The sequence below is a fragment of the Pseudomonas sp. RP-B7 genome (genome assembly GCF_059803535.1).
Genome location: NZ_JAPFHC010000003.1, coordinates 223,284 through 235,558, shown reverse-complemented (window position 1 = coordinate 235,558; position 12,275 = coordinate 223,284). Strand labels below are relative to the sequence as shown.

Genomic DNA, 12,275 nt, shown 5'->3' with positions numbered 1-12,275 from the left:
TACCTGTCGCGAGAAAGCATGACCGGGTGTCTCAGAAGAAATACATCACGCCAGTAAGCGCTGGATGTGTTCGTGTAGGGTATCCAGGTCAAACGGCTTGGCCAGGATCGGTGCGTTGCGCGTAATCGGGCTGTTGCAGTCGAGAATTTCCTGCGGGTAACCGCTGATAAAGATGACCTTCAATTCCGGGCGCAACCTGATCGCCGGCTCGGCGATCTGCACCCCGGAAATCCCGCCGGGCAGACGATAGTCAGTCACCATCAGGTCCAGGTGTGGTTTGCTCGCAAGGATCTCGAACGCCTGCTCCCCATCGATCGCCTTCAACACTCGATAGCCGAGGCCGGCCAGATATTCGCCCAGCACGAACATAATCGATTCGTCGTCTTCGACGATCAGTACAACATCTTGTGCATCTTCACTCATGGGAAGCCTTTGTCCGGTCAATTGCTGCTGTTACGACCATGGGGTCACGCAGAAGGTTGCGTCGAGGTGACGATTGATTTCATGCCGACGCCTCGAGGGGCAGGCACACCCGGAACAGGGCGCCCTCGCCTATCTGGCTCTCGACCTCGATGGTGCCGCCATGGGCCGCAACGATCTGCTCGGAAATAAACAAGCCCAGGCCCAGGCCCGCCGCGACATGGCTGGCCGAGACGCGCTCGAATTGCTGGAAAATCCGCTTCTGGTTGTCGGCACTGATGCCGATGCCTCGGTCACGTACTTCCACCCGCGCTTCGCCGTGCTCGCTGTACACGCGCACATCCACCGGGCTTTTGGCCCCGTAGCGCAACGCGTTGGTCAGCAGGTTGCTGACCACCTGCTCGATGCGGAACTCATCCCACAGGCCCTCGACCGGCGCCTCGGCGACCAGGTGCATCGAAGAGTTAGCCGCCGCCACTTGTGGGGCGAAGTTCTCGACCAGATTGCGCACCAGTTGCGTCAGGTCAAACCGTGCCGGGCGGATCGACAGCTTGCCGGTGCGGATACGCGACACGTCGAGCATGTCTTCGATCAGGCGGATCAAGCTCTGGATCTGGCGCTCATCGCGGTCGACCATGGCGTGCATCTTGTCCAGGGTGAACGCCGCGGCGTTGTCCCGGGCCAGGTGCATCTTGCGCAGCTGGGTTTCGAGGATCAGCCCGTTGAGGGGCGTGCGCACTTCGTGGGCGACAATCGACATGAAGTCGTCACGCATGCGCACGGCCTGCTCCAGCTCGGCCTGGGTGGCCTGCAAGCGCGTGAGCAGCAGCTCCTGCTCACGGCGGCTGCGTTCCAGGGCTTCGACCTGCTGCTTCATCGCCTTGCTCTGGCGATACAGGTCGACGAACACATTGACCTTGCTCTTGACCGCGTGAATATCCAGCGGCTTGTGCAGGAAGTCGACGGCCCCGCTTTCATAGCCCTTGAACGCGTAGTTCAGCTCGCGCCCGGCAGCGCTGACAAACACGATAGGGATGTTTTTGGTCTTTTCGGTGCCGCGCATCAACTCGGCGAGCTCGAAGCCGTTCATGCCGGGCATCTGGACATCGAGGATCGCCATGGCGAACTCGTGTTCCAGTAACAGCGACAAGGCCTCGTCGGCGCTCAATGCCTTGTAGACCTGGCGATCCTCGCGCTTGATCAGCGCTTCAAGGGCCAGCAGGTTTTCCGGCAGATCGTCGACGATCAGCAATTTGGCCTGGACAGTACTTAACATGGGGAATATTCCAGGGAAGCCAGCAATGAACCGATGCGGCTCAAAGTAAGAATGTGGTCAGGTGCGTGCAGCGCCAGGGCCGCCAGGGGCATCACGGCAATGCGTGCCTCCTTGGGGTCCTGCACGATGGTGGTACCACCCGATTGCTTGACGTGGGCCAGGCCGCGCGCGCCATCCTGGTTGGCGCCGGTCAGCAGGATCGCCAGCAGGCCGGCGCCATAGGCATCGGCGGCCGAGGCGAACAGGTAGTCGATGGCCGGGCGGGAATGATGCACGCGGTCTTCCTGGCTCAGGGACAGGCTGCGGTCGTTTTCTACCGACAGGTGATAACCAGGCCCGGCAAAAAACAACGTACCGGCCTCGATCAATTCCTTGTCCCGTGCTTCGCGCACCGGGATGCGCAGGCGTCGGGCAAAGACTTCGGCCAACTGGCTGCGGCGCTCGTCCGGCAGGTGCAGTACGGCAATGATCGGCAAGCCAAAGCCTGTGGGCAGCTCAGCAAAAATACCCAGCAACGCCTCGACGCCGCCGGCGGAAGCGCCGACAACGATGGCTTCAATCCCGTGAATCGGGTTGGCTGCTGCGTCATTCATGATTTTCGGTAGATCCGTTCTTGCTTGACCAGCGGTTCGAATTGCTTGCTGTAGGCGGAGAAATCCAGGGTTTCTTTGCTGCCCAGCACCAGGAAGCCGCGATGGCACAGCGACTCATGGAATAATCCAAACGCACGATCCTGCAATTTTTTATTGAAATAAATCAATACGTTACGACACGAAATTAATTGAGTTTCCGAGAATACGCTATCGGTTGCCAAGCTGTGGTCGGCGAAGGTCACGTTCTCGCGCAATGTCTTGTCGAAGATCGCGTAATCGTAAGCCGCGGTGTAGTAGTCGGCAAATGAACGTTGCCCACCGGCCTGCTGATAATTGGCGGTGTAGGCCCGCACGTTTTCCAGGGAGAAGATCCCCTGCTTGGCTTTGTCCAGGGACGCCGGGTTGATGTCCGTGGCGTAGATGATCGTGCGTTCGAGCAAACCCTCCTCGCGCAGCAGGATGGCCATGGAGTACACCTCCTCCCCCGTGCTGCAGCCGGCGATCCAGATCTTGATCGACGGGTAGGTCTTGAGCAGCGGCACGACTTCCTGGCGGATCGCCAGAAAGTGCGAGGGGTCGCGAAACATCTCGCTCACCGGGATCGTCAGGAATTGCAGCAACTGCATGAACGCGGCCGGGTCGTGCAGCACTCGCTCCTGCAAGGCGGAGATCGTCGCGCAGTCGAACTGGCGCAGGGCGTGGGCCACACGGCGTTTTACCGACGCACCGGAGTAGTCGCGAAAGTCGTAGCTGTACTTGAGGTAAATCGCCTCGATCAGCAGGCGCAGCTCAATATCGCTGCTTTTTTCCAAAAAACTTCGCTCCACTTAAATGCGTTCCATCTTCGGTAGCCAGACGCGGATCAATGAGAACAGGCGGTCCAGATCAATCGGCTTGGCCAGGTAGTCATTGGAACCCGCCGCGAGGCAACGCTCCTGATCGTCCTTCATGGCCTTGGCCGTTACTGCAATGATCGGCAGCTTTTTCCAGCGCGGGTCCTGGCGGATCAGGGCCGTGGCCTCGTAACCGTCCATCTCCGGCATCATCACGTCCATCAGCACCAGGTCGATGTCCTCGACTTCATTGAGTTTGTCGATGGCTTCGTAGCCGTTACGCCCGATCACCACCACCGCGCCTTTGTGCTCCAGGGCGCTGGTCAGGGCGAAGATGTTGCGCACATCGTCATCCACCAGCAGGATTTTGCGCCCCTCGAAGACCTTGTCGCGACTGCGGGCGGTCTTGAGCATCTTCTGGCGGTCATGGGACAACTGGGATTCGACTTTGTGCAGAAAGAGTGTGACTTCGTCGAGCAGGCGTTCCGGCGAGCGGGCGCCCTTGATGATGATCGAGCGCGAATACTTGCGCAGTTCAGCCTCTTCATCGCGGGTCAGGTTGCGCCCGGTATAGACAATGACCGGCGGGAACGAGCAGATGTCCTCGGTGGCCATGCGCTTGAGCAGTTCGTTGCCAAGCATGTCCGGCAGCTTGAGGTCGATGATCATGCAGTCGTAGACGTTGGTGCGCAGCAGGTCGAGGGCGGCCTGGGCGTAGCCGACGTCGGTGATCTCGATGTCATCGTCGCCGATCAAGCGGGCAATGCTGTCACGTTGCAGGTCATCGTCCTCCACCAGCAGCACGCGCTTGACCTTCTGGGTCAACTTGGCTTCCAGGCGCGCAAACACGTCCTTGAGCTCTTCGCGGGTGGTGGGTTTGACCGCGTAGCCGATGGCCCCCATGTGCATGGCGGCTTCGACGCGGTCTTCCACGGAAATCACGTGCACCGGGATGTGGCGTGTGTTGGCGTGCTCCTTGAGGCGTTGCAGCACGGTGAGCCCGGAATGGTCCGGCAGGCGCATGTCCAGCAGGATTGCGTCGGGCAGATACTCTTCGGCGAGGTTGTAGCCCTCGTCCGCACCATGGGCCACCAGGCACTGATAACCAAGCTCGTGGGCCAGATCGAACAGGATGCGCGCAAAGTTCGGCTCGTCTTCCACCACCAGGATGCAGCGTGTGGCGAACGGCGCTTTGTCACGGTCGTCGGCGAAGCGTGGGATCAATGTGGCATCGGCCACCGGCAGCGGCGAGACCTTCACCGGCGCCGGTGCCGGTGCCGGCACTACCACGACTTGGCGCGGAGCTTCGATGGGGGCGGCGTCTTCCCCGCGCTCCACATATTGCTCCGGCAGCACCAGGGTGAACACGCTGCCCTCGCCCGGCACGCTGGTGACGCTGATGTAGCCGCCGAGCAGGGTCGCCAGGTCGCGGGAAATCGACAGGCCCAGCCCGGTGCCGCCGTAACGGCGGTTGGTGGTGCCGTCGGCCTGGCGGAAGGCTTCGAAGATGCTTTCCTGTTGGTCCGGCGCAATCCCGATCCCCGAATCGCGCACGGTAAAGGCGATGCCCTCTCCTGGCACGCCGGACACCGACAGGCTCACCTCGCCCTGTTCGGTGAACTTGACCGCGTTGGATAGCAGGTTCTTGAGGATCTGTTCCAGACGCTGGCGGTCGGTGAACAGCATCGCGGGGGCATCGTCCTGTATATCGACCTGGAAGCCCAGCTTGCGGTCCGCCGCCAGGGGCTCGAACATGCCGCGCAGGCCGTCGACCAGGCGGGCGACGCTGGAAGTCTCCGGACGCACTTCCAGTTTGCCGGCCTCGACCTTGGAAATATCAAGGATGTCGTTGATCAGGTTGAGCAGGTCATTGCCGGCGGAATAGATCGATTCGGCGAACTTGACCTGCTCGGCGCTGAGGTTTTCCTGCGGGTTTTCCGCGAGCAGTTTGGCCAGGATCAACGAGCTGTTCAGCGGTGTGCGCAGCTCGTGGGACATATTGGCGAGGAATTCGGACTTGTACTTGCTCGAGCGCGTCAACTCGTCGGCGCGGTCTTCCAGTTCGAGTTGAGCCTGGCTCAACTCGGCGTTCTTGCGATCCAACGCATCGCGCTGGTCTGCAAGCACCTGGGTCTGCTCGGCCAGTTGCTCGTTGGTCTGTTCCAGCTCGGCCTGCTGGATTTCCAGGTGGGTCTGGGACTCCTTGAGGATGCGCGACTGTTCTTCGAGCTCTTCGTTGGCGGTCTTGAGCTCTTCCTGCTGCACTTGCAGCTCTTCGTTGAGCTGCTGGGTCTCGGCCAGCACTTCCTGCAAACGTTGGCGATAACGTGCGGCTTCGATGGACGTACCGATGTTGCCGGCGATCAGTTCCAGCAGCTCGACGTCACGTTCTTCCAGCGGGCGCAGGAAACCCAGCTCGACCACGCCATTGACACGGTCGTCGTCGCTGGTGGGCATGACCAGAACGCTACGGGTCGGGCCTTCGCCCAGGCCGGAGCTGACCTTGAAGTAATCCACCGGCACATCATCCAAGCGAATCAGGCGATCAAGCTGGGCGGCTTGCCCAACGATGCCTTCGTCGCTGTAGATCGCCTGTTCCAGTTGCTCCTGCTCGCGGGAAAAACCATAGGTGGCCACACGCTTGAGGCCGCCGTGTTCTTCGCGGACATACAGCGCGGCGACAACCGAGCCCATGTATTGGGCAAAAAATTGCAGGATATTGCGGCCCAGCATGTTCAGCGTCAGTTGGCCGAGCACTTGCTCTGCCAGCTCGGTCTGGCCGTTACGCAGCCAGGCTTGCTGCTCCAGACGCCGTGCGATCTTCTGTTGAGACGCGAGGTTTGCGGCGTAACTGGTTGACAAGGAAAGTAAATTCTTCCTGCCAACGTAGGCTAGAAACCCGCTCAAGCCGAGTACGAACGCCAGGTACAGCGTGACGCTGATCACCGTGGCGCGGGTGACTTGTTCGTTGCGCGAGAGCCGGAACTGCTGCTCCATTGCCACCGCGTCGTCGTATTCCTTGCGGATCTCATCGGTCAGGCGCTTGCCCCGACCGGCCTTGACCGCGCTGCGGTAGTCACCGGAGTGGCGCTGCATATCAATCATCGATTGAGCGTAATTGTTCCACTCGCTTTGCAGGGCTTCGAGGCGCTTGAGGCGGTCGAGTTGCTGCGGGTTGTCCGCCACCAGTTCCTGCAAGTTGCGCAAGTCGGCAATGATGCGCGGCTTGGCGACCTCATAGGGGTCGAGGAAATGCTCGTCACCCGTGATCAAGAAACCGCGCATGCCGGTTTCCAGGTCAACCGTGAGTTTTGACGATTCATTGAGGTTGTTGATCACCCGATCGGTGTGTTCAACCCACTGGATTACCGACAAGAGATAGGTAATCAAGCACACGAAAAACACCGCACTGAGCACGCCCACACCCAATGGCAGTGCCACATTTCGGCTCAGGAGAGTACGGAAGCTCTTTTCATCGACAGACGTCGCGGGAGTCATAGGCATGCCTTGGCCGAGTGGGGAAAAACCGGGAGTTTGCCCCAAAGGTGGGCGAGAGGCCATGTTTGCCCGTCGTTTTTACTCGAATGCCTTACCACGCGCTTACGGGTAGCCACACAGTCTTAAACGAAATTTCGGTCCTCTTGCAGGAACGCTCACCTCATTTCGGGCAACCCATGGCATGCCGAACCGATAAAAGTGTGCCTCGCCGGCACCTCTCCTCCCTTCGCAGGTACGCCCAAATGATAATAGGCTTGCTCCCGTACGGAATTTCCAGCGCTTACGACAGTTTCTATTCCGCGCCCGTCACCGTGACCGAAGGGCAAGATCCCCCGGACGCCGATGCGTTGCCCAACGCTCAGCATTCACAACCTGTCACTTCTCCCCCCTTGGTAGCGCTCGCCAATTCGGCGAGGAACACGGTTAACCCCCATCCACTGGGCGACTTGAGTGGCGCTCTGTCCTGGCCAATACCGTTGAGTAACGACGAGCAGGCGCGCCTGACAGCGTTCGCTCAACGTCATACCCATCACCTTGGAACCCAACCATCGGTTGCGAGCACACCGGGGGGGATATTGGAGTTCCTGCGCTATCAGCTACCGCTCTCGCCACAGATCTTGAACAGTCCGGCCAAGCTGCTGGACGCTCTGCTCAACAGCCCAGCAGCCAAATTGATGGGAAAGGCGCTGCGGGAACATATGCAAGGCATTGCAACAGAACGCAGCGATACCGATTACCTGCTCGCCGCCATCAACCTTCAGCTAGACCCGGACCTAGCCACAGCGCTTGACCGGAACACAGTGGCCGGTTTCGACCTGGCGGCCCAAGCGCATATCGGTCAGCCTGCGTCGGTGGTGGTTGAGCGCTTGCAACAGCACCTGGTCGCTCAAGGCCGGTCCAGCCTCGCCACGGCGGCGGCCGATGCCCATCTGCTACTGGCGAGCCGAGCGCCTGCATTCTTGATCAAAGACATTCCCAGCAACATCACCTACGGCAGCCCGGCCTGGCTCAACCTGGACGTTGCAGCGACAACCGTTGACGCCCAGACGCCCGGAAAGGTCCCCAACATGACCTTTCTCCAAGTTATGCAAGCAGCCGAATTGGCCGCGCAGTCCAATCCAGCCGTTACCGAAAGTGCACAAAAAGCCGCCCTGTTGAACTGGGGCAACGCCAACGGCGTGGTGGCCAGGAAAGCCGATCACCTCTACACCCCTGAAGATATGAAGACATTGTTCGATACGTTCAATGCCCGTATTGCGCAGATGCGTGGCGCCACAGAAACCTTGGATAAAGCGTTGCCATCGCGCAGGGAGATGGCACTGGCGGAGCTGAGCAGGCGCTTCCCCGGCAAAGAAGCGTTATTCGAAGTCAAAGCCATCAAGGTGCTGCAACGTTACTTTCCCGATAACGGATCACCTGCGAGAGAAACCGTTATTTTAGCCGGCGAGCACTCGATGCTTGATGTCGCCATGATGAGCCTGAAGAACAAAAACCTGGTTTTTCGCTCGAAGGACAGCCGGCTTCCGATGGCCGAGCTAAACGCCAATAAACGGTTCAGGGTCCTCGACGCGTTTGAAGCCGAATTTGCCAAGGGGATCGAAGACAAGAAAAAAGCCGTCGGCACCAGCATCCAGCACCTGATAGCTCAACTCCCTCTGGAAGACCGACAGAACTTCGAATATGGCGAAGTCCGGTTCTTTCAAAACAAGGCCTACCAGTTAGGCACCGATTTTTTTGATCAAACCCCACTTCCAACCGACAAGGCGCTGATGGTCAGCGTCAAGCGCAATGGCAAGACCACCGCGTACTCAATCGACTTTGACAAAGGCAGCATCACCCATGCCTTGCCTTGGCAGGCAGAGGTCCGCGAGACGCGAGATGGCAGTAGAGTCAGCAAAACCGAAACGTTCGGCGATACCCTCTTGGCCCGCGCAGCGCCAAGGTCGTTGGAGGCTATCCCGGACAGCTTTGCTTCGCCGCGTACCCAGGCGATTGCCGACACGTTTGTCAAACATTTTGATCTAGACAGTCAAGACATCAAAGACCACGCCAAAGGCTCTACCACCGAAGACCTGCGCAATAGGAAGATTGCCAGCATCGTCGATGTCATGCTGGACGTGATCCCCTTTCGCTCGGCTATTGTCAACTTTCAAAAGGGCAATTTCGGCGATGGTGCGTTTGATCTGGCCTTGGATATTTTCGGTTTTCTCACCGCTGGTGCAGGCACAGTCGGCAAGGCCGTCAAGATTGGCAATTCGACACTCTCTACGGCGACCAAAGCCTACAAGGTCAGCAAAGTCATCGGTGCGGCCGCAATCAGCACGTTGAACCCCCTCAGTGGCGCGGGTGACTTGGCGCTGGGCACCGCCCGGCTCGCCAGCAACGGTCTCAAGCGAATTGGCGCCAGAATGCTGCAAGGCATCAATGAGCTGCGGGGGGCAACCGGCAGCTATGACGTGCTCAAAGCCGCCAGCAAACACCACACCTTGGCGGCATATGGCACCCTCCCTGTCGACGGCCAAAGCGTAGCAACCGGCGCCGTGCTCAAGGATGGCAAGTGGCATGCCTTTGATGTCGACAACATGCAGCCTTATGGGGGGGCCTTGCAGGGCTTTGTGCCGACTGCCGTTGCGCAGGACGGTGCAGTCAAGGCGCTTGATAGTCATCTGCTCAATTGGTTGGCCACGGTGGTTGCCCCGAACCCACCCACCCAGGATCTTCCATTGGTATTTCAGAGGGTCGTCAGCCAGGCGAAGGCGATCGATGAGGTGTCTTATTTGCGTGGATACACTTCAGGCAGGCCGGACGACATCCCAGGGTATTTTCCATCCATGAACCTGGAGCAACTCAAAGAGTTGGCTGTCGACAGTCATCGAACGCCTGAGCAGGTGGGAACTTTGTTCAGGGCCTTAGAGAAGAAACGCATCGAAATCAGCCTGAGTAACTCGAAGATATTCAGTGACGAAATACGCGCGGCGGGTGGAACGTTGATCCCCATGCCCCAAGGCTTTTATTTGAGCCAGGCAGACGTCCTCTCCGAGGGCGAATGCGCCGTGCTCGCCAATGCAATGGCGCTGGCGATTGAAAATAACAAGTCAGAGATATTGATCGGGAATTTCTTTACCTCGATTGCCGATCTGAACAATCCCAAATCGATCAAATTTCGCCAGGACCTGACCCGTTTCCAAGGCATCCTGGAAAACCGCGTTCATGGTCTGAAAACACCAACGCAGGCGGGCCATCAGACGATCATTGACGATTTGGCCAATGCAGCGGCACCCACACAGCTGCTGATTCGCGATCGTGGCCATGTAGTACTGGCCGGTATGAGTATGCAGAACAACACAAAGCAATGGTTTTACTACGACCCCAACTTCGGCCTGGTCAAGTTCCCGACTGAAGAGGCAATGAGGAAGGGCCTGGACAGCGCGCTGAGCAGCGGCCGCTCGAATGTGCTGATGCAGCCTTATGGCGCAGACAGAGCCCGCCCTGAGTACAAATATGCCGAGTTCAACGAGTTGGAGTTGATGCAGAGTACGGGCAGTATCACCAGCCTGCATGGCTTGTTTAGCACGGCGATATGACGGGCGGGACATTCGTTGGGGATACCGGCACAATGCCGTGCCTGTTTCGGGAACTTGCCGGGCTTGATACGACTCACTAGAGAATCGTCTGTCAACTGACCAAGACCGGCACCTTCACTTTTCAGGAATTTTCACTATGCCCCCGCTCGCCTCCACCATCCTTGTAGTCGAAGATGACGCCATCGTGCGCATGCTGATCGTCGACGTGCTCGAAGAACTGGAGTTCAGTGTGCTTGAGGCCGCGGATGCCGAAGAAGCGCTGGCGTTGGTCAACAATCTGGATCAACCGATCGACCTGATGATGACCGACGTTGGCCTGCCAGACATGGACGGCAAGCAACTGGCGGCCAAGGTACGTGAGCTACGCCCCGCGCTGCCGATCCTGTTTGCCAGCGGCTATGCGGAAAACATTGATGTACCGCCTGGCATGCAGGTGATCGGCAAGCCGTTCTCCATCGACCAGTTACGTGACAAGGTCCAGTCGATCCTGCGCACCGCCTGACGCCAACGCCGTACGAGAGCCGCCTGCCCGGGCGGCATTTTTGCATGGGCCGGTCAGGGATTAACGTGACGTTGGGCCAATAAAATTGGAAACTCGGCGCTCTGATTCCCCGCCCTCTAAATAAGCTCTCTGGAAGGACGCAACAACATGATTGGAAAACCGACGCGCCTGCTGTTGGCGAGCCTCTCGATACTCATGAGTACCGGCGCCCTGGCCGACTTCACCGCCAGCCCCGCCGAAGCCCGCGCCATTGCCAAGGAAGCCTATCTGTACGGCTACCCGGTGGTGGCGATGTACAAGACGCTCTACACCCAGGCCGTTGATAAAGGCGGTGCCAACTTCAAGGCGCCGTTCAATCGCATCGCCAATTCCGCCCAGGTGCTCACCCCCAAGGACTCCGCCGTCGCCTCCCCCAACGTGGACACGCCCTACTCCTTCGTCTGGATGGACCTGCGCAAGGAACCCCAGGTACTGACCCTGCCCAAGATCGACGACAACCGTTACTACTCGGTGCAGTTGATCGACCTGTATACGCAGAACTTCGCCTACCTGGGTACCCGCAGTACAGGCAACAATGGCGGCCACTACATGGTCGCAGGCCCAGGCTGGAAAGGTCAGCAGCCGGTGGACATCGACCGCGTGCTCTACAGCGAAAGCAACATTGCCTACGCCCTGTACCGCACGCAGCTGTTCGATGAAAAAGACCTGGGCAAGGTCAAGCAGATCCAGGGCGGCTACAAAGTACAGCCCCTGAGCAGCTACGTGAAACAGCCGGCCCCGGCCGCCGCGCCCAGGATCGAATGGCCCAAGCCCATGGCCACCATGACCGAAGGCCCGCAGCTGTTCCGTTACCTGAACTTCATGCTGGCGTTTGCTGCGCCCCAAGACAGCGAAAAAGACCTGTTGGCCCGCTTCGCCAAGATCGGCATCGCCGCAGGTGCGCCATTCAAGGTCAACCAGTTGAGCGCAGAACAGCGTAAAGCCCTTGAGGACGGAATCAGCGACGCCCGGGCCGAGTTCGCCGCCTTCAAGAAGGACAAGCTCGACACCAACCAGGTGACCAGGGCCGATCTCTACGGTAGCCGCGACCGCCTCAAGAACAATTACCTCTACCGCTACGCCGGCGCCGACCAAGGGCTTTTCGGCAGTTCCAGCGATGAAATCGCGCACCTGAAGTACGTCCTCGACAGTGACGGCAAACCGGCCAACGGCGCGCGCCACAGCTACACCGTACACTTCGCCAAGGACCAACTGCCGCCGACCGATGCGTTCTGGTCGCTGACCATGTACGACGCCAAGACCAAGCAGCTGGTGCCCAACCACAAGAAACGCTACGTGATCAATTCACGCATGTTGGCAGACCTCAAGCCTGACGCCGATGGCGGCCTGACGCTGGCGTTGCAGCACCACGAGCCGCCGAAAGCCGAGCAAAGCAACTGGCTGCCCGCCCCGACCGGGCCGTTCTACGCAGTGCTGCGCATCTATCTGCCCAAGCCTGAAGTAGGGAGCGGCCAGTGGAAACTGCCGCCGCTGACACCGCTCAAGTAACACCCTGCTGTTTATGGAGTT

Annotated in this window: 8 protein-coding genes; 3 read left to right on the top strand and 5 right to left on the bottom strand. The window is 59.2% G+C overall.

The genetic code is table 11. The features are described 5' to 3' along the window. Positions 1 to 45 precede the first annotated feature (45 nt). From OPU96_RS05505 to OPU96_RS05485, 5 genes are all read right to left on the bottom strand, one after another. Complete coding sequence (locus OPU96_RS05505) at positions 46 to 423, bottom strand: response regulator (protein WP_192300047.1); 378 nt, start codon at positions 421 to 423, stop codon at positions 46 to 48. Between the two features lie 79 nt (positions 424 to 502). Continuing rightward, a complete protein-coding gene (locus tag OPU96_RS05500; protein WP_226456804.1) occupies positions 503 to 1,696 on the bottom strand; it encodes a hybrid sensor histidine kinase/response regulator in 1,194 nt (397 codons plus the stop codon). Then, the gene (locus tag OPU96_RS05495) at positions 1,690 to 2,289 is read right to left on the bottom strand and encodes a chemotaxis protein CheB (protein WP_305392740.1); all 600 of its coding nucleotides are present in this window, start codon (positions 2,287 to 2,289) and stop codon (positions 1,690 to 1,692) included. The genes OPU96_RS05500 and OPU96_RS05495 overlap by 7 nt, the downstream gene beginning before the upstream one ends. Continuing rightward, positions 2,286 to 3,116 (bottom strand): CheR family methyltransferase, encoded by an 831-nt coding sequence (locus OPU96_RS05490; protein ID WP_370694898.1) that lies wholly within the window; start codon positions 3,114 to 3,116, stop codon positions 2,286 to 2,288. Before OPU96_RS05490 ends, OPU96_RS05495 begins: the two co-directional genes overlap by 4 nt. Beyond that, the gene (locus OPU96_RS05485; protein WP_226456806.1) at positions 3,117 to 6,620 is read right to left on the bottom strand and encodes a response regulator; all 3,504 of its coding nucleotides are present in this window, start codon (positions 6,618 to 6,620) and stop codon (positions 3,117 to 3,119) included. Between the two features lie 242 nt (positions 6,621 to 6,862). Here OPU96_RS05485 and OPU96_RS05480 point away from each other — a divergent pair, with 242 nt between their 5' ends. The 3 genes from OPU96_RS05480 (at position 6,863) to OPU96_RS05470 (ending at position 12,254) form a co-directional block, all read left to right on the top strand. Continuing rightward, complete coding sequence (locus OPU96_RS05480) at positions 6,863 to 10,204, top strand: Mcf1 protease effector domain-containing protein (protein ID WP_498558798.1); 3,342 nt, start codon at positions 6,863 to 6,865, stop codon at positions 10,202 to 10,204. Between the two features lie 136 nt (positions 10,205 to 10,340). Continuing rightward, positions 10,341 to 10,706 carry a response regulator gene (locus OPU96_RS05475; RefSeq protein WP_192300042.1) on the top strand — a complete coding sequence of 122 codons (366 nt, stop codon included), beginning with the start codon at positions 10,341 to 10,343 and terminating at the stop codon, positions 10,704 to 10,706. 147 nt (positions 10,707 to 10,853) lie between these two features. Further along, a complete protein-coding gene (locus OPU96_RS05470) occupies positions 10,854 to 12,254 on the top strand; it encodes a DUF1254 domain-containing protein (protein ID WP_463983754.1) in 1,401 nt (466 codons plus the stop codon). Positions 12,255 to 12,275 lie beyond the last annotated feature (21 nt).

Bases quoted from the DNA above. Each gene is read 5' to 3' on its own strand.
- OPU96_RS05505 (WP_192300047.1), bottom strand. From the start codon at position 423: ATGAGTGAAGATGCACAAGATGTTGTACTGATCGTCGAAGACGACGAA.
- OPU96_RS05485 (WP_226456806.1), bottom strand. From the start codon at position 6,620: ATGACTCCCGCGACGTCTGTCGATGAAAAGAGCTTCCGTACTCTCCTG.
- OPU96_RS05500 (WP_226456804.1), bottom strand. From the start codon at position 1,696: ATGTTAAGTACTGTCCAGGCCAAATTGCTGATCGTCGACGATCTGCCG.
- OPU96_RS05475 (WP_192300042.1), top strand. From the start codon at position 10,341: ATGCCCCCGCTCGCCTCCACCATCCTTGTAGTCGAAGATGACGCCATC.
- OPU96_RS05470 (WP_463983754.1), top strand. From the start codon at position 10,854: ATGATTGGAAAACCGACGCGCCTGCTGTTGGCGAGCCTCTCGATACTC.
- OPU96_RS05480 (WP_498558798.1), top strand. From the start codon at position 6,863: ATGATAATAGGCTTGCTCCCGTACGGAATTTCCAGCGCTTACGACAGT.
- OPU96_RS05495 (WP_305392740.1), bottom strand. From the start codon at position 2,289: ATGAATGACGCAGCAGCCAACCCGATTCACGGGATTGAAGCCATCGTT.